Origin of the sequence: Streptomyces sp. NPDC102259 (genome assembly GCF_044766465.1) — a bacterium.
GTDB lineage: Bacteria > Actinomycetota > Actinomycetes > Streptomycetales > Streptomycetaceae > Streptomyces.
This window is the reverse complement of record NZ_JBIWMA010000007.1, coordinates 160243-177324: the sequence shown is the minus strand read 5'-3', so window position 1 is coordinate 177324 and position 17082 is coordinate 160243. Positions and strand designations below refer to the sequence as shown.

General features: G+C 71.3%; 14 protein-coding genes and 1 pseudogene. 8 read left to right on the top strand and 7 right to left on the bottom strand.

Annotation, left to right across the window (positions count from 1 at the left end; translation table 11 throughout):
- Nucleotides 1-163 precede the first annotated feature (163 nt).
- Nucleotides 164-1033 carry a hypothetical protein gene (locus ACIRPU_RS19000; protein WP_403868363.1) on the bottom strand — a complete coding sequence of 290 codons (870 nt, stop codon included), beginning with the start codon at nt 1031-1033 and terminating at the stop codon, nt 164-166.
- Nucleotides 1034-1307: 274 nt separating this feature from the next.
- Between ACIRPU_RS19000 and ACIRPU_RS18995 the strand changes: the two genes are divergently transcribed.
- Complete coding sequence (locus tag ACIRPU_RS18995; protein ID WP_403868360.1) at nt 1308-2924, top strand: molybdopterin-dependent oxidoreductase; 1617 nt, start codon at nt 1308-1310, stop codon at nt 2922-2924.
- Between the two features lie 70 nt (nt 2925-2994).
- Nucleotides 2995-3654 (top strand): fasciclin domain-containing protein, encoded by a 660-nt coding sequence (locus ACIRPU_RS18990; protein ID WP_403868357.1) that lies wholly within the window; start codon nt 2995-2997, stop codon nt 3652-3654.
- A 124-nt stretch (nt 3655-3778) separates the two neighbouring features.
- Here the strand turns inward: ACIRPU_RS18990 and ACIRPU_RS18985 are convergent, their stop codons facing one another.
- From ACIRPU_RS18985 to ACIRPU_RS18965, 5 genes are all read right to left on the bottom strand, one after another.
- On the bottom strand, nt 3779-4693 hold the full coding sequence (locus ACIRPU_RS18985) for a YihY/virulence factor BrkB family protein (RefSeq protein ID WP_403868746.1): 915 nt from the start codon (nt 4691-4693) through the stop codon (nt 3779-3781).
- 278 nt (nt 4694-4971) lie between these two features.
- Nucleotides 4972-6396 (bottom strand): RICIN domain-containing protein, encoded by a 1425-nt coding sequence (locus ACIRPU_RS18980; protein ID WP_403868354.1) that lies wholly within the window; start codon nt 6394-6396, stop codon nt 4972-4974.
- Between the two features lie 107 nt (nt 6397-6503).
- Nucleotides 6504-6734, bottom strand: coding sequence for a hypothetical protein (locus tag ACIRPU_RS18975; RefSeq protein ID WP_403868351.1), 231 nt, complete (start codon nt 6732-6734; stop codon nt 6504-6506).
- An 11-nt stretch (nt 6735-6745) separates the two neighbouring features.
- On the bottom strand, nt 6746-7303 hold the full coding sequence (locus tag ACIRPU_RS18970; protein ID WP_403868348.1) for a DUF5134 domain-containing protein: 558 nt from the start codon (nt 7301-7303) through the stop codon (nt 6746-6748).
- Between the two features lie 73 nt (nt 7304-7376).
- Entirely contained in the window at nt 7377-7820 is a 444-nt protein-coding gene (locus tag ACIRPU_RS18965; protein WP_403868345.1) for a cupin domain-containing protein, read from the bottom strand.
- Nucleotides 7821-8032: 212 nt separating this feature from the next.
- On the opposite strand from ACIRPU_RS18965, the gene ACIRPU_RS18960 reads away from it, so the two are divergent.
- The 6 genes and pseudogenes from ACIRPU_RS18960 to ACIRPU_RS18935 all read left to right on the top strand — a co-directional run bounded on the left by ACIRPU_RS18960 (nt 8033) and on the right by ACIRPU_RS18935 (nt 14003).
- Nucleotides 8033-8773, top strand: coding sequence for an SDR family oxidoreductase (locus ACIRPU_RS18960; protein WP_403868342.1), 741 nt, complete (start codon nt 8033-8035; stop codon nt 8771-8773).
- A gap of 423 nt (nt 8774-9196) precedes the next feature.
- A pseudogene (locus ACIRPU_RS18955) lies at nt 9197-9724 on the top strand (transketolase-like TK C-terminal-containing protein); the annotation flags it as partial.
- A gap of 222 nt (nt 9725-9946) precedes the next feature.
- Nucleotides 9947-10861, top strand: coding sequence for an RNA polymerase sigma-70 factor (locus ACIRPU_RS18950; protein WP_403868339.1), 915 nt, complete (start codon nt 9947-9949; stop codon nt 10859-10861).
- 309 nt (nt 10862-11170) lie between these two features.
- On the top strand, nt 11171-12871 hold the full coding sequence (locus ACIRPU_RS18945) for an L-aspartate oxidase (RefSeq protein WP_403868743.1): 1701 nt from the start codon (nt 11171-11173) through the stop codon (nt 12869-12871).
- 75 nt (nt 12872-12946) lie between these two features.
- Nucleotides 12947-13693, top strand: coding sequence for an SDR family oxidoreductase (locus ACIRPU_RS18940; protein WP_403868337.1), 747 nt, complete (start codon nt 12947-12949; stop codon nt 13691-13693).
- Between the two features lie 139 nt (nt 13694-13832).
- Complete coding sequence (locus tag ACIRPU_RS18935; RefSeq protein WP_403868334.1) at nt 13833-14003, top strand: hypothetical protein; 171 nt, start codon at nt 13833-13835, stop codon at nt 14001-14003.
- Nucleotides 14004-14111: 108 nt separating this feature from the next.
- Here the strand turns inward: ACIRPU_RS18935 and ACIRPU_RS18930 are convergent, their stop codons facing one another.
- Nucleotides 14112-16889, bottom strand: coding sequence for an AAA family ATPase (locus tag ACIRPU_RS18930; RefSeq protein WP_403868331.1), 2778 nt, complete (start codon nt 16887-16889; stop codon nt 14112-14114).
- Nucleotides 16890-17082 lie beyond the last annotated feature (193 nt).

Here is a 17082-nt window from a genome sequence, read left to right as displayed (position 1 = left end):
CCCGCTCCTCGCGCCGCCCGCTCCTCGCGCCGCCCGCTCCTCGCGCCGCCCGCTCCTCGCGCCGCCCGCTCCTCGCGCCGCCCGCTCCTCGCGCCGCCCGCTCCTCGCGCCGCTCCGGCTGTCGGCGGCGCGCCTGCCCGCTGTCCGGGCCGTCCTCGGAAGGTCAGTGCTTGGCGAGCAGGTCCGCCGGGAAGGCGCCGGCGGCGAGCGCGATGCGCACGAAGCCCGCGCCCAGCTCGGTCAGCCGGGCCACGCCGTCCGCGCCCAGGTGCGCGTACGGGGCGCGGTCCAGCCGGTCGGTCTCCCGCTCGATCTCCTGGCGCAGCGCGCGGCCCTGCTCGGTCAGTTCACCGTTCCCGTCCAGCAGGCCGCGCTCCCGCAGCCGGCCGACCGCCGCGTCCCAGTCCTCCCGGCTCCAGCCGCGGGTGTCGAGCACCCACTTGGGCGACATGCCCTTGCCGGTCGCCGTGTGGGTCACCATGGCCTCCAGGCCGTCGAGTCCCGCGGCCATCAGCACGGCGAGGTGCCCGTCGCCCCGGTGTTCGCGCAGCAGCGTGGCCGCGTGCCAGTACGCGAGGTGCGGCTCCTCGGGGACCGGCAGGTCGGCGTGGGCCGAGTACAGGGGCCGGGCGCCGCGCGAACAGGCCTCGGTGGCGCGCAGGGTGAGCCGTGCCGCCTCCGCCATCTCCGTGGACGCGATCACGTTCTCGCCCAGCTGGCGCCGCAGCGTCGTGTCGACGGCTCGCGTGCGGGCCGCCAGCACCTGATCGGGCGAGGCCGACTCCCATACCGCGGGCACGTACCGGGCGACGAGCGTGTGCTTGTAGTTGTAGAACGTCGCCGTCACCGCGCCGGCCCCGACGGGCCCGAGCGCGGCCGCCCGCACGGCGAAGTTGACGGCCCGCGGGTGGGTGACGCCGAGCGCGCCCAGCTCCCGGCCCACGTCCGGGGAGAAGTAGTGCGTCGCGTGCAGCGAGTTGAGTGTGCTGTGACAGTGGCGACCCGCGCGCGGGTCCGGAGCGACGGTGGTCATGACCGGCACGATACCGACCGGTCGGTAACTTTTCCAGGCCCGACGGCGGGCTCCCGGCCCCCGCCCCGAGCCGCCTTCTCGTGCGTCTGGCCGTCGCGTCGCCGAGCGGTTCGCGGGCGTCGAACGGCGCGGTGGACGAGCGGCATTGACGCACCGGGCGGCGACGGCCGCGTTTCATCCGTTGCGAAGGTCGGGCGCGGATTGGTCTGGGAAGAAATGCCGTCCGATCGGGTGATCGACCAATCCGTTCCGCGTTCAGGCCCGGATTCCCCACGTGACGGACGGCGAGAAGCAACCACGAAATGCCCGCAGTTGGCTGCGGCCGGCGCTCGGCGCGCTCAGTGGGGCCGTCGCGGGATTCGCCGCGCTCGCCGTCGCCGAACTGGTGTCGGCGTGGGTGCGTCCGCAGGCCGGACCGGTCGTCGCGGTCGGCGGTGCGGCGATCGACCGCACGCCCGCGGCCGTCAAGGACTGGGCCGTCAGGAATTTCGGCACCGACGACAAACTCGTTCTCCAGCTCGGGATCCTTGCCGTACTCGCGCTGATCGCCCTCGCCTTGGGCGTTCTCGCGCTGACCCGGCGGCGGAGCGGATCCGCCGGAATGGTCTTCTTCGGCGCCGTGGGCGCGGCAGCGGCGATCGGGCGCCCGGATTCCACGGGGCTCACCGACGCGCTCCCCTCCGCCGCGGGTGCGGTCGTCGGGGCCGGTCTCCTGTTCCTTCTCGCCGGCCGCCTGAAGACCCGGCGGCCGGCGCCGAGCCGGCCCGTCGCCACGCAAGGCGACACGTTCCAGGGGCCGGGGTGGGACCGGCGTGGGTTCGTCCTCGCGGCGAGCGCCGCCGCCGTCGCGTCCGCCGGGGCCGGAGCGCTCGGCCGGGTCCTGAACTCGTCGAGCGGCCGTGACGCGGTCGCCTCCCGCAAGGCCCTGGTCCTGCCCGCCCCGGCCTCGCCCGCCCCCGCGGTGCCCAGGGGCGCGCGGTCGCGGATCCCCGGGGTCAGCTCCTTCACGACCCCGAACAAGGACTTCTACCGCGTGGACACCGCGCTGGTGGTGCCCCAGGTGGACGCGACCACCTGGCGGCTGCGCATCCACGGCCGAGGGGTCGCCCGCCCGGTCACGCTGTCCTTCGACGACCTGCTGCGGCGGGAGCTGATCGAGCGTGACATCACGCTGACCTGCGTGTCGAACGAGGTCGGCGGCCCGTACGTGGGCAACGCCCGCTGGGTCGGCGTACGCCTGGCCGACCTGCTGGCCGAGTGCGGGGTCACGCCCCCCTCCGGGGGAGGGCCCGCCGATCAGCTGGTGGCCCGGTCGGTGGACGGCATGACGATCGGCGGCCCGGTCGAGGACGTCATGGACGGCCGCGACGCGCTGCTCGCCGTCGGCATGAACGGCGAACCGCTTCCCTTCGCGCACGGTTTCCCGGTCCGCATGGTGGTGCCCGGCCTCTACGGCTACGTCTCCGCCTGCAAGTGGATCGAGGACATCGAGCTCACCACGTTCGACGCCTACGACCCCTACTGGGTCGAACGCGACTGGGCCCGCAGGGCTCCGATCAAGACCCAGTCCCGCATCGACACCCCCAGGCCCTTCGCCCGCCCCACGGCCGGCGCCGTCATGGTCGCCGGCGTCGCCTGGGCCCAGCATCGCGGTATCGACAAGGTCGAGGTCCGCGTCGACGACGGCCCCTGGCGACAGGCCCACCTCGCGGCCGAGGACTCCCGCGACACCTGGCGCCAGTGGTCCTACTCCTGGCAGGCCACCAGGGGCGGCCACACCCTCACCGTGCGCGCCACCGACCGCACCGGCGCGGTGCAGACCGAGGAACGCGCCCGCACCGTCCCCGACGGCGCCACCGGCCGGCACTCCGTCGTCGTCACCGTCGACTGACCCCCCGAGCCACCTTTCCCCACCCCATAGGAACGCGGCGCTCGCCGCGTCGACCCTCAGGAGAAACACCATGAACACCCGTATCCGCCGTGTCGCGATGACCGTGGCCGCTGCCGCCGTTCTGCCGCTGGCGCTGAGCGCCTGCTCGGACAACGGCAGCGACTCCGGCGACGCGGACTCCGCCGGCCGTGCGTCGACCTCGGCGACCGCCTCCGACGACGGCATGGGAGGCTCCGGCAGCGCCGCCACGGCGGACCAGCCGTTCGGTCCGGCCTGCTCGACGGTGCCCACGAGCGGGTCCGGCTCGTTCGACGGGATGGCCCAGGACCCGGTGGCCACCGCGGCGTCCAACAACCCGGCCCTGTCCACGCTGGTGACCGCGGTGAAGAAGGCCGGCCTGGTCGACACCCTCAACAACGCCCAGGACATCACCGTGTTCGCCCCGACCAACGACGCCTTCGCCAAGATCCCCAAGGCCACCCTGGACAAGGTCCTGAACGACAAGGCCCAGCTGACGAAGATCCTCACCTACCACGTGGTGGGCCGGAAGCTGGCCCCGAAGGACCTGGAGAACGGCTCCTTCGACACGCTGGAGAAGTCGAAGGTGACCACCTCGGGCTCGGGCGAGTCCTACACCGTCGACGACTCCGCCAAGGTGGTCTGCGGCAACGTCAAGACCGCCAACGCCCACGTGTACATCATCGACACCGTCCTGATGCCCACCGGCTGACGGCGCGACGCAGGCCGGGCACCGGCGGTTGGTGCCCGGCGGGGTGTCCTCGATGCCGAGTGCGTGGCGGAGGCGGGCCCAGGTGCGCAATGCGTGGCGGAGGAGGCGGACCCAGGTAGTGCTACTACGGCACAGGGGACGGCGTCCCCGGGTCCTGATCCCGACCGCGCGAACCGGAGAGTTCCGCGGCGAACTGAGCCCCGGTCAGCAGGGCGAGGTTGGACAGCCACAGCCAGACGAGGAAGACGACGACGCCCGCGAGCGAGCCGTAGAGCCTGCTGTACGCGTTCAGGCCGGAGGCGTACCAGGCGAAGCCCGCGGAGACCGCGAGCCACAGTGCGGCCGCCAGAGCGCCGCCGGGCAGACTGTGCCGGCGCAGACGGGCCGGGGCCGGACCGGTGTGGAAGACGACCACGACCAGGAGGGCGACCAGACAGAGCAACAGCGGCCAGCGCAGCACGTTCCAGGCCCAGGTCACGGTGGCGTCCACGCCGATGATCCGGCCCGCCGCCTCGGCCAGCGGACCGGTCAGCAACAGGACCAGGGAACCGGCGAGGAGCAGCCCCAGCAGGGCGAGGGCGGTCAGCAGGATCCGGGGCGCCTTGCGCCAGGGCGAGCGCCGGTCCTCGACCCGGTGCATGTGGTGCAGGGCGCGGCGGAAGACGGCGAGATAGCTGGAGGCCGACCACAGCGCACTGGTCGCGCCGGCCACCAGCAGCGGCCAGGCCGTGCTGTCGGCGCCCAGCGCACGGGACAGCACGGCGTGCAGGTCGGCGCCGGACTCGGCCGGGGCGTAGGCGGTGACGTGGGTGACGAATTCCTCGGCCGTTTCCGGGCTGATCAGCCCGAACGCGAGGACGGTCACCAGCATCGCGGGGAGCACGGCCAGGATCGCGTAGTACGTCAGCGCCGCCGCGTAGTCCGTGATGTCGTCGTTCCACAGGGACACCGGCGTACGCCGCAGCGCCGACCACCAGGCGGCGGGCAGCCGGGGCCGGAGGGTGCGGCGTGCCTGGCCCGTGTACGGGTCGGCGGACATGGCGGCGCCGGAGGGCCCGGGTGCCGGGGCGCCGCCGGACGTGCGCGCTTCGAGGGCCGCCGCCCGCCCCCGACGGCGTACCGGGCCGCCGGGGGCGGGCAGGGCCCCCGTGATCATCCCTACGAACTGTCTGCTCATGTCCCTCCACCTCTCACCCGGATCCGCTCCCGCATACCCCGAGCCGGGCCGCAGTTTCCGGAGCCGGGACGCGGCCGTGCTCGCGGGCTCTCCCTCGTCGGACGGGCGGACGCCGTCGACGGGAGCGGGCGGGCCGCCGCTCAGGAATCGGAGGGGTGGATGATCTGCCACTCCTGGTCGTCGGTGTTGGAGCAGGTGAACAGCGTGAGGTCGGTTCCCTTGCCGCCGGTGCTGTATCCGGCGACGTCCAGGCATGCGTTGTTACTGGCGTAGTTGCGGATCCAGTAGGCGCCGCTGTCCTGTTTGTCGAGCCACCACAGCTGGTTGTCGGAGGTCGTTCCGGCGCAGGTGTACTCCAGGATCGGCGACCTGATGGGCTTGGCGCCGTAGTCCGCCAGATCCACGCACAGCTGGTCCTTGACGTTGCGGATCTGGAAGAGGGCCGAGCCGCCGGGTCCGAGCTTCGGGTACCCCACCTCCAGGTTCCACCGCTGGGTGTCGGCGGTGTTCTCGTCGCAGGTGTCCTGCACCACCCGGCCCGCCGAGTCGGTGTCGTCGGCGGCGGGGAGGTCGGCGCACATCTTGGTGGTCGTGTCGCGCAGCATGACGTCGGACGCGGGCAGCACGCTCGGGGTCTTCTTCTTGGCCGGCGGAGCCGCGGAGCCGCCGCCGCCTCCGCCGGCCTGCGCCGAGGGTGACGCGGCCGCCGGGGCCGACTCGGCGGGCGCCGAGGACACGGCAGGCGCCGAAGGCGGCGCCTGCGGCGCCGAGGGGGAGGGCGACAGCGTGCTGACGGCGACCTCCTGCAACTCCCGGGCGGAGCTGGCGACCCTGGGCTTGTAGGCGATCCACACCATCACGAGGGCGATCGCGAGCGCCAGGAAGATCCCGAGCGTCCTGGCCAGCCAGCCGGGCAGGAAACTCCGCTGCACATAGGTGCCCTCGACCGTGAGCGGCGTCACCCCCGACCGTTTCACCGCGAGGGTGTACGGCCGCTCCGTCTTGGACCCGAACCAGATGATCTGCCGCGGCTTCAGCGTGGCGTTCACGAACGCGGCCCGGCCGGGCTCGATCTGGAAGCTGCCCGGCTGGAGGTCGTACGACAGTTGGTCGCCGTGGTCGCTGCCGCTCAGCGACCCGGTCACCTTCGTGTTGCCGAGGTTGTCGACGGCCAGCTTCGGCCGCCCCCGGAAACGGCCCTTCACCGTCGGCGGGACCAGCTCGGCCCGCACCTCCGTGAAGGGGGCGATCGTCAGGTTCCCCTCGGGAACGGCGGTCGCCTCCGGATGCTCGGTCGGGGTGATCCGCACCGCGTACGGGTTCGGGCCGGCTGTCGCGTCGGACGTGCGCGGCGGCGCGAACGTCAGCTCCACCGTCCCCGTCGTCCCCGGGTACAGCCGCAAAGAGCCGGGCTCCACCGTGGTCCAGGGCGCGATGTCACCGATGGGTTCGAAGCGGTACTCGTCGACCACGTCACCGGTGTTGCGCAGCCGCAGCCGCACGGTCGTGCTGCCACCGGGATCCACGGTGGCCGAGGAAGGTTCGAGGGAAGTCCAAATGCTCACCGCTCGACGCTACGGGGGCGGGGCCCGTCCGTCAGGAGCCGTCGGGGCAGGCCGAGCTGCCCCGACGGGCACCGGCGGTCCCGCGGGCGCCCCGGTGGGAGTGGTCATCAGGGCGGCCCGTCCCCGCCCGGCCGCTCCTGCAGCCGCCCCTGTTCCAGCAGTTCGTCGAGGTCGCTCAGGCGGTCGAGCCCCCGTACGGCCGGCGCCATGCGCGGATCGTGCTCGAGCCGGAAGCGGTGGCGATGCAGGAACGCCCAGTGTCCGACGGCGTACGGGCAGGCATCACCGCCCGCCCGTACCGTCGGGCGGTACGCGCGGGGACCGCGGAAGTCGCTCATCCGGTCCGGTGTCAGTGGTGCATGAGCAGCATGATGGCCGTGCCCATGGCCGTCGATCCGTGCCAGAAGTGGTCGCAAGGGCCGCCGATGCCGGTGGAGACGCCCATCTGGCCCGGGGCTCCGCGCAGTCCGGGCATGTCCCGGGTCAGCGACCCGAGAGCGTAGGCCAGGAGACAGAGCGTCAGGGCACCGGTGATCGCGTCGCCGGTCCGCGCGTCCGTGAGGCCGTCGTGCCTCACCGGCATCCACGCCATGGCGACCATGCCGACCGCGTAGGGCGACCTCCGTACGACGCAGGCCAGTCGGGTGCCGCGGTGGCTCAGGACCGAGGTCAACGGGAACCACAGTGCCAGGGTGGCGAAGAAGACCGTCTGCCCCGGCGGCGGCACTTCGCTGACCCGGTGCCACGGCATCACCGCCATGGCCGACGCCATGACGATGTGCAGGAGCCGGTCGCCTCGTTCGTGCCGCCCGAGGCGTCGTGGCGGCACGACCTGCCGCAGAGCGTGCACGGCCGAGGCCGCGAACAGCGCTGTCAGCATGCCGTGGACGACATCAGTGGCGCTCATGCCTCACCGCGTTCTCCCACGGAGCGGACAACCCCCGTTGGCAACCGCCTCGTACGGGGCCGGCAGCGGACAGTCAGTCGGTGGGGCGCGGGGCGCGGAGATGGGCCCGCTGGGCCAGTTCCTCCTCCTCGACCAGTTCGAGCATGGGCTTGCCCGGCGCGCACAGCATTGTCACGACGAACCGGGTGCGCGCGTCGGTCAGCGCGTTGCCGTCCTGATAGTGGATCGGGTCGCCGCCCGGCTCCCAGAACGTCCCGCCCGCCTCGATCACACGCTCGGGCTCGCCCTCCAGCTCGAAACGGACGGCGCCCTCGACGACGTAGCCGAACGCCGGTCCCGAGTGGCGGTGGGGCGGGCTTCCCGGGTCTCCGGGCTCCCACTCGACGAAAATGGTCATCGCCGACGCGCCCTCGGGGACGGTGAGCGGTGCGGTGTCCTGCAGCATCCTCGCCGCCGTCTTCCATCCCTCCGAGTGGGTCTGCGGTCCGGTCTCCTGCGTCGCGTCCGTGTCCGACATGGGTCGGCCTCCCTTGGATTCACCCTGCCATGGCCGCGCCATGGCCTTCGTGGTGATGACCGGGCTCCGCACGGATGTGTGACACCCGCGGCCACATCAGTGTCACAACATCGAGGGCAGCCCTGTCCTAGACGGTGTGAGGGACCGACGTCGCCGCAGCCTCACGAAGCCATCCGGGGGGTCACCGGCCCCTCGACAGGAAGGGGCCCGAAATGCGAGTCGTTGTAGCAGGAGCCACCGGTCTGATCGGTTCCAGGACGGTCGCCAGGCTCCGGGACCACGGTGTGGAGGTCGTGCGCCTGTCGCGCCACGACGGCGTCGACGTCACGACCGGAGAGGGCCTCACCGAGGCCCTACGCGGCGCCGACGTGGTGGTGGACGTCACCGACACGACCTCCCGCGGGGAGCTGGAGAGCCTGGAGTTCTTCGGCACGGCGACCCACAACCTGCTGGAGACAGCGGCGAATGCGGGCGCGGCGCATCACGTGATCCTGTCGGTTGTGGGGGCCGAACGCCTGCGGGCGGGCTACTTCCGTGCGAAGGCACTGCAGGAGGAACAGGTGCGGCGTTCGCCCCTGCCCTACTCGATCGTGCGTACCACGCCGTTCTTCGAGTCGGTGGAGTACACGGCGCGCTCGGCGGCGTACGGAGACACCGTCCATGTCGCGCCCGTACTGATCCGCCCGGTGTCGGCCGACGATGTCGCCGCCGAGATCGCCCATGTCGCTGTGGGAGTACCGCTGTTCGGTGTTCTGGAGGTCGCCGGTCCGCAGGAGCACCGCCTCGACGACCTCACCGCGAAGCTGCTGGCCGCGCGCGGCTACCTGTCGGACGTGGTCTCCGACGCTCATGCCCCCTTCTTCGGCGCGATGCTCGGGCAGTGGGCGCTGCGGCCCGGGGCGGACGCCCACCTGGGGCACGAAACCTTCTCCGAGTGGCTCGCGCGGCGATGACGTCGGCGGCGCCCGAACGTCTCCTCCGCCCTGCACCCCACGCCCGACGCCCTGCACCCCACGCCCGACGCCCCGACAGGAAACGGCCATGAGCGAGCTCGATCAACTACCCGACCAGGACACCGAGGAGACCGCCGAATGGCAGGCGTCACTCGACGCCGTCGTGCGGAACGCGGGGCCGGATCGAGCCGTGTACCTGATGCGGCGGGTGCACGAGTTCGCGGCCCGGTCCGGCGTGTCCCTGCCCGGGCTCCTGTCCTCCGACTACATCAACACCGTCCCCGCGTCGGCTCAGCCGGCCTATCCCGGTGACCTCGCCATGGAGTCCAGGATCACCGCCCTGAACCGCTGGAACGCGGCGGCGATGGTGACCCGCGGTGCCCGGTTCGGGCTCGGCGGCCACATATCCACCTACGCCTCGGCGGCCTGGCTAAAGGCATCGTGCGGGGCATCTACCTGTTCCGGCAAGCCGAGCCCGCCGGGACAGCACCACGGATCCAGCTGCTGGCCTCCGGTACGGCCATCCACTGGGCGCTGCACGCCCAGGAGTTGCTGCTGTCCCAGTGGGGCGTCCATGCCGACGTCTGGTCGGTGACGTCCTGGACGGAGCTACGCCGCGACGCGCTGGAAGCCGACCGGGCGCGGCTGCGGGGAGGAAAGCGCGTCCCCTATGTGACGGCGGCGCTGGCGGACGCGCCCGGGCCGGTGCTGGCGGTCAGCGACTGGATGCGCCAGGTTCCCGATCAGATCAGCCAGTGGGTCGGCCACGACTACTCTTCGCTGGGCACGGACGGCTTCGGGCTGTCGGACACCCGGGACGCCGTACGGCGCTACTTCCGGGTGGACGCCGAGTCGATCGTCGTCGCGGCCCTGGACGGACTGGCACGTGCCGGCGCGATCGGTCCGGAGACGGTCGTGCGGGCGCGCGACCGGTATGACTGGCGCGGGTGACCGTCGTGAGCTCACCGACGGCCGATTCTCCGGAGTGCCTCCCGTGCGATGATGATCGCGGCACGGGAGAAGAACCGTTTCATCGTATTGCCCGAACGGCCGGACCCTTCCGCCCCGACTGTGTGCCTCGTACGGCCATGACCTGTGCCGCCAGGTGGTGCGCCACCCGCCGTACCATGGGCAAGCGCTTGCGAGAACGGGTCGGAACTGAAGGCGGCACGCATGGGTATCGGGGACGACACGGACTCCCTCGACGAGGCGACGGACGTGTTCATGACGGCACGTCCCCATCTCTTCGGCATCGCCTACCGAGTCCTCGGCAGCACCACGGAGGCCGAGGACGTACTCCAGGAGGCGTGGCTGCGGTGGCAGGGCGCCGACCGTGACGTCGTCCGCGAGCCGAAGGCGTTCCTCGCCACCGTCACCGCCCGTCTGGCGCTCAACGTGGCCCAGTCCGCCAGGGTGCGGCGCGAGTCGTACATCGGCCCCTGGCTGCCGGAGCCGGTCGACACGCGCGCGGATCCGCAGTTGGGCGCCGAGCGGGCCGAGGCGCTCGACACGGCGGTGCTCTTGCTGCTGGAGCGGCTCAACCCCGTGGAAAGGGCCGCCTACGTGCTGAGGGAGGCCTTCGACTACCCCTACCAGCAGATCGCGGACATGCTGGAGACCAGTGAGGCCAACACGCGCCAGCTGGTCAGCCGCGCGCGCAAGCACATCTCGTCGGAGCGCCGCAAGCCCGTCGAGGCCACCGAGCACCGACGGCTGATGGAGGTGTTCGTCACCGCGGCACAGACCGGCGATCTGGCCGTGCTCGAAGGCATCCTCGCCGACGACGTGGTCAGCTACACCGACGGGAACGGGCTGCGCGGGGCGTCCAGGTTCCCGGTCGTCGGTCTGGTGCACGTCTCCAGGTACCTCGCAGCCTTCGCCCCGCGCTTCTGGCCGCAGAAGGAGGTCCACTGGGTCGAGGCCAACGGCGGTCCGGCCGCCCTCGTCTCGGCCGGCGGGACGGCCGTGGTTCTGCTGACCCTGGACATCTCGGAACGCGGCATCGAGCGGGCCATGTGGGTCATGAATCCGGAGAAACTGGCACCCTACGTGGCCTCCCTGAAGGATGGCACCACGTTCTCCTCCTGACGCCGCCGCGCGCGTCACGAGCAGGACTTCGACGCGGAGCCTTCGCTTCCCTCCGCACCACGCCGGTGGCCGTGACCGGCGGGACCGCGGCCCACGGGCGGTCCTCGGGGAGGACACGCTCGGACGACGGAAGCCTTCGGGCGACAGGTCGCGCTCGACGCCACCGTCACGCCGACCACCATCACGCCGGCCTCCTGGGGCCAGGACGGCCCCGAGGCGTCACAGATCATCGGACTGTCCGGTCGTACTGGGTGAAGACCCAAGCGATCGGAGTGGACCGTGGCTGTCACCGAACAACGTCTTTCCACCATGGTGCTGGTGATCGGCACCGGAGGTGCCGGCCTGCGAGCAGCAATCGAACTGGCCGAGGCCGGCATCGACGTCCTCGCCGTCGGCAAACGCCCCAAGGAGGACGCCCATACGGCATTGGCGGCCGGCGGCATCAACGCGGCCCTGGCCACCATGGATCCCGAGGACAGCTGGCAGCAGCACGCGGCCGACACCCTCAAGGAGAGCTACCTCCTCGCCGATCCCCGCACCGTGGAGATCGTCGCGCAGGGCGCCGCCCGGGGCATCGACGATCTGGAGCGCTACGGCATGGCCTTCGCCAGGGAGGAGGACGGCCGTATCTCACAGCGCTTCTTCGGCGCGCACAAGTTCCGCAGGACCGCTTTCGCCGGCGACTACACCGGCTTGGAGATCCAGCGCACCCTCATCCGGCGCGCGGAGCAACTGGACATCCCCGTGCTGGAAGGCGTGTACATCACACGGCTGCTGGTCCACGAGGGCGCCGTGTTCGGCGCGTACGGCTTCGACCTCACGAGCGGGCGGCGCTACCTGATCCACGCGGACGCGGTCGTCCTGGCCGCCGGCGGTCACACCCGCATCTGGCGGCGTACCTCCTCGCGGCGCGACGAGAACACGGGGGACTCGTTCCGCCTGGCCGTGGAGGCCGGGGCCAGGCTGCGCGACGCCGAGCTGGTGCAGTTCCACCCGTCCGGCATCATCGAACCGGAGAACGCCGCCGGCACCCTGGTCAGCGAGGCCGCCCGCGGCGAGGGCGGCGTCCTGCGCAACGCGCTCGGGGAACGCTTCATGGCCCGCTACGACCCCGAGCGCATGGAGCTGTCCACCCGTGATCGCGTGGCTCTGGCCGCGTACACGGAGATCAGGGAAGGGCGCGGCACGCCCAAGGGCGGCGTGTGGCTCGACGTCTCTCATCTGCCACGGCAGACGATCATGACGCGCCTGCCCCGCGTCTATCAGACTCTGCTGGACCTGCAGATGCTGGACATCACCCGCGATCCGATCGAGATCGCGCCCACGGCGCACTACTCGATGGGCGGTGTGTGGGTGCGCCCTGAGGACCACAGCACCGACGTCCGTGGCCTGTACGCCATCGGTGAGGCGTCGAGCGGGCTGCACGGCGCCAACCGTCTCGGCGGCAACAGCCTCATCGAGCTGTTGGTGTTCGGCCGCCTCACCGGTCAGGCGGCCGCCGCGTACTCGCAGTCGCTCACGGCGCAGCCGCGGTCGGCGTCGGCCGTCGCGGAGGCCCGCGCGGAGATCGACGAACTGCTCGCCGCCGACGGGGCCGAGAACGTCCGAGCACTGCAACGCGCGATCCGCGACACCATGACCGAGCACGCGGGCGTCGTACGCGACGAGGACGGCCTGCGCGCCGGACTGGCGGAACTCGCGGTGATCGAGAAGCGTATGGAGGCCGTCGGCATCCACCCGGACATCGCGGGCTATCAGGATCTCGCCCACGCCTTCGACCTCAAGTCGGCCGCGCTCGCGGCGCGGGCCACCCTCGAATCGGCCCTCGAGCGTCGCGAGACGCGCGGCTGCCACAACCGCAGTGACTATCCCGGCCTGGATTCCGCACTACGGGTGAATCTCGTGTGGTCCCCGACGACGGGTGTCACCCGCGAAAGCATTCCGGCCGTTCCCGAAGAGATTTCCTCCCTGATGGAGGAAGTCTCGACCGCGGGAAAACTCGTCGAATAGGGGGTGTCACAAACAGAGCCCCTGCCCGGTCTCTACTGGTAGCAGGCATCAGGGAAACGCGAAAGGAATTCCGTCATGAAGGTCGTAGTGATCGGTGGAACCGGGCTCATCGGCTCGAAGGTGGTCGCCAGGCTCGGCGAGCACGGACACGAGGCGGTCGCGGCGGCGCCCAGCACCGGCGTCAACACGTTGACGGGCGAGGGGCTGGCCGAGGTCCTACAGGGTGCGTCGGTGGTGGTCGACGTGTCGAACTCGCCCTCGTTCGAGGACGAGGCCGTCATGGACTTCTTCCACACGTCGACGACCAATCTGCTGAAGGCGGAGACCGAAGCGGGCGTGGCGCATCACGTGGCACTGTCCGTGGTCGGCACCGACCGCCTCCAGGGGAGCGGGTACTTCCGCGCCAAGCAGGCCCAGGAAGACCTGATCAGGGCGTCCGGCAACCCTTACTCCATCGTGCACGCCACCCAGTTCTTCGAGTTCGCGAAGGGACTCGCCGACGGGGTCACCCAGGGTGACACCGTGCATCTGCCCGACGCCAAGATCCAGCCCATCGTCTCCGACGACGTGGCCGCGGCCGTCGGCCGCACCGCGGTCGGGGACCCGGTGGGTGGCGTGGTCGAGGTCGCGGGTCCCGAGGCGTTCCAGCTCGAGGAGTTCATTCGCATGGGACTCACGGCCCTGAACGACCCCCGCAAGATCGTCACCGACCCGCAGGCGACGTACTGGGGCGCCGAGCTGCAGGAGAACACGCTTCTGCCGGGTACCGACGCACACATCGCCGGCACGAGGTTCGCCGACTGGCTGGCACAGCAGAAGTAGACATCGTTTCGGGTGGCCCTTTCCTCCCGGACGGGCCACCCGAGCCTCTCAAGGAACGGCTCAGCGGATTCCGCCGCCAGGCAATCGACATGCGTCTTCGGTCGTCCCATGGGAACGCGGCGACAGCACTAGGAGCACCATGGCCAAAACCCGGGAAGGGCGAACCGATATCGCGGTCGCGATCGTGGCGCTGACCGCGGAAGCGGCCGAACTGGAGACTCGCGTCACCGAACTGCGGAAGGAGCTCATGGACGTCGACCGACGCATGACAGCCGTCTCGGCCGCTCTGTACCGGCTTTCGCCCGCATGACTTCCGGAGGGAGAACGTGACTTCCGGAGGGAGAACGTGAGCGACTCAGGTGAAGGAGAGAGCGCCCTGGCGACGGCGCGTCCTCCGGGACCGCGACTCGGCGGGCATTCAGGCCGACGTCGCCTCGCCTTCGAGCGGCGTGCTGCGGATTTCCCTGCGGGAGGAGATGCCGAGCTTCGAGAACACCTTGCGGAGGTGCCATTCGACCGTGTGGGGGCTGATGAACAACTGGGCGCCGATCTCGGGGTTCGTGAGCCCGTCGCCTGCGAGACGAGCAATCTGCGCCTCCTGCGGAGTGAGGGCTTCATCCGTCGCCGCGGTGCGTTTACGAACCTTCGCTCCCGTGGCCTGCAGCTCGCGCCGCGCACGCTCCGCGAATGCCTCGGCCCCGATCTGGCTGAGCATTTCGTGGGCGGCGGCCAGGTGAGCACGGGCGTCCGCGCGGCGGTTCTCGCGGCGAAGCCACTCGCCGTAGAGAAGCTGGACGCGTGCGAACTCCGTCCGGACCTCGGTGTCGCCGAGCCGCGCGATCGCCTCGCGGTACAGAGCGTCGGCGGCCTGCCCGTCGCTCACCAGCGCACGGACCCTGGCCGAGGTGCCGAGAGCCCAGTCGGTGCCGCTGGCCCGCGCCATGTCATGGATCGTCCGGACCGTATCGATCGCGTCTTCGGGTCTTCCGAGTCGAGCTGACGCCTCGATGAACTCAACCATCGACTGGAGGTACAGGCCGAGTTCCTGTGGGTTCGCGCAACCGCGCTTGGCGGCCGCGTAGGCCTCCTCGTATCGGGCGAGGCCGTTGTAGAGCACCGCCGCCGCCCACTGCGTCGCGGTCACCACCTTGCCCTCCCCTTGGAGCAGATGGTCTTGGGTGATCGCCTCGATCGCCTGCTGGGTCTCCGGCTCCCGGCCCTTCCACGGCTCGACGACCAGTGCCCCGTAGTGCGCGAAGAATCTGCTGCCGGTCGCCTCGCCGATCGCGGTCGCCTCCACGACGAGGGAGTCGGCGCCGGCGAGGTCGCCTGCGAAGACCCGATTCGACAGGCGCAGCAGGAGAGCCGACGGCAGCACGGACAGGGTTCCCGTCTCGCGTGCCAGGTCGACCAGCCCCGCCGAGAGCACGGACCAGCTCTCGAAGTCCCACGTGCTGTGAGCCGAGCGGCATGCGAGCGGGAGCCAGCCGAGACCCTCCTCACGCGAGACCTCGTCGGTGCGGAACGCGGCCAGCGCCTCCAGCAGCATCGGCGTGCCCGCGGCGTAGCCCTCCGTGGACACCTGGGCAAGGCCCGCCAGAAGCAGATCGTCGCGTGTCGGCTCAGCGGGCCTCGGTGCGCTCAGTACGGCCTTCGCCACCGCGAGGACGCCGTCCTTCGGGAGCCGGCCGGCGGTGAGAGCCGCGTAGATCGCGTCGCGGTAGGTTTCACGGGCGCGCCTCGCGTCAAGCGGTTCGAGCCGCTTGGCCGCATCGAGCAGCAGCGGCAGACCTGCGCCGGCGCTCTTCGACGCGGACAGGATCTGACCGCGCAGCAAGGTCGACCGGGCGGCTCCCAGATCGTCGAGGGGACCCAGTTCCGCCGCGTCCGCCAGCTCTCGGGCGGCGTCGAACGCGCCGGCGTGATACTTGGCCTGCGCCGCTGCCAACGCCCTGGCTCCGCGGCGTGCGGGGTCCGGGGTCAGCTCGGCGGCTCGATCGAGAAAGGCCGCCGCCGCGGCGATTCCGCCACGCGCCCGCGCCCGGTCCGCCGAGCGCTCCAGCTCGGCAGCCACCGTCTCGTCAGGTCCGGCGGTCGCACGCGCCAGATGCCAAGCCCGACGATCGGGATCGAGCTGGGCATCGGTCGCGTCCGCCAGCGCTCTGTGCACCTCGCGACGGCCGTCCAGGCCCGCCGCGCGATAGGCCGCCGAGCGCACCAGCGGATGCCGGAAGCGCACCCAGGCGCCGAAAGTGATCAGCCCCGATGCCTCGGCGTGCTCCACGGCGGTGTCCACGACGATCCCGAGCCGCTCGGCAGCACGCCTCAACAGCGTCACGTCGCCGACCGGCTCGGCGGCGGCGGTGAACAGCAGGCGTTGCGTCTCGGCCGGGAGGGACCGGACTCGGCGGAGGAAGCCCTGCTCGATCTGGCGCGACAACGGCCGTGCGTCGGGACGCACGAAGCCGTCGGTCAGGTCCACAGGGGCCAGTCCGCGAGGCAGTTCGAGCAGGGCCAGCGGGTTGCCGCGCGTCTCGGCGACGATGCGGCTGCGTACCCGGTGGTCGAGCGGACCGGCAACGATCGAGTCGAGGAGTTTTCCGGAGTCGCTCTCGGTCAGGCCCGGCACGTGCAGATCGGGCAGATCGAGCAGATCGGAAACCGGCTCGCAGGCGTTGGCGTCGCGGACGGCGAAGACGAGCACGACCGACTCCGCGAGCAGCCGACGGGCAACGAACTCCAACGTCTGCGCCGACACGCGATCCAGCCACTGCGCGTCGTCGATGAGACAGACCAGCGGCTGGTCACCGCCCGCTTCGGCGAGGAGACTCAGCGTGGCCAGGCCCACGAGGAACCGGTCGGGTGCGTCACCACCACGCAGCCCGAACGCCGTGGAGAGCGCGTCGCGTTGAGGCCCGGGAAGATTGTCGACGCCGCCCAGCAGGGGGGCGCAGAGCTGATGCAGTCCGGCGTAGGAGAGCTCCATCTCGGACTGGACGCCGGCAGCCCTGACGATGCGGCATCCGGTGGCGCGCTCGAAGGCGTAGTTCAAAAGCTCGGTCTTCCCGATCCCCGCCTCACCGCGCAGGACCAGGACTCCGCTTCGCCCCGACCTGGCGCCTGTCAGGAGGTCGTCGAGGACCCGGCACTCGTCTCGCCGCCCGAGGAGTCCGGCCAATGGACCACGGCTCGTCATGGCAGCCTCCCTGGTCAGGATGGACCGGCGTTCTACGTACGTCCTTCGGATCGCTGCGGCCGTGATCGGGGGCGGTCGTGCCCAGATGCCGGGGGCGTCGGTGGGTGCGGTCGGGGGCCGACTGCGTTCGGCGTCACCGGCCGTCGGCACCCGAATGGCCATGGCCTGCTTGACCAGCGGCAGAGTGAAGCAT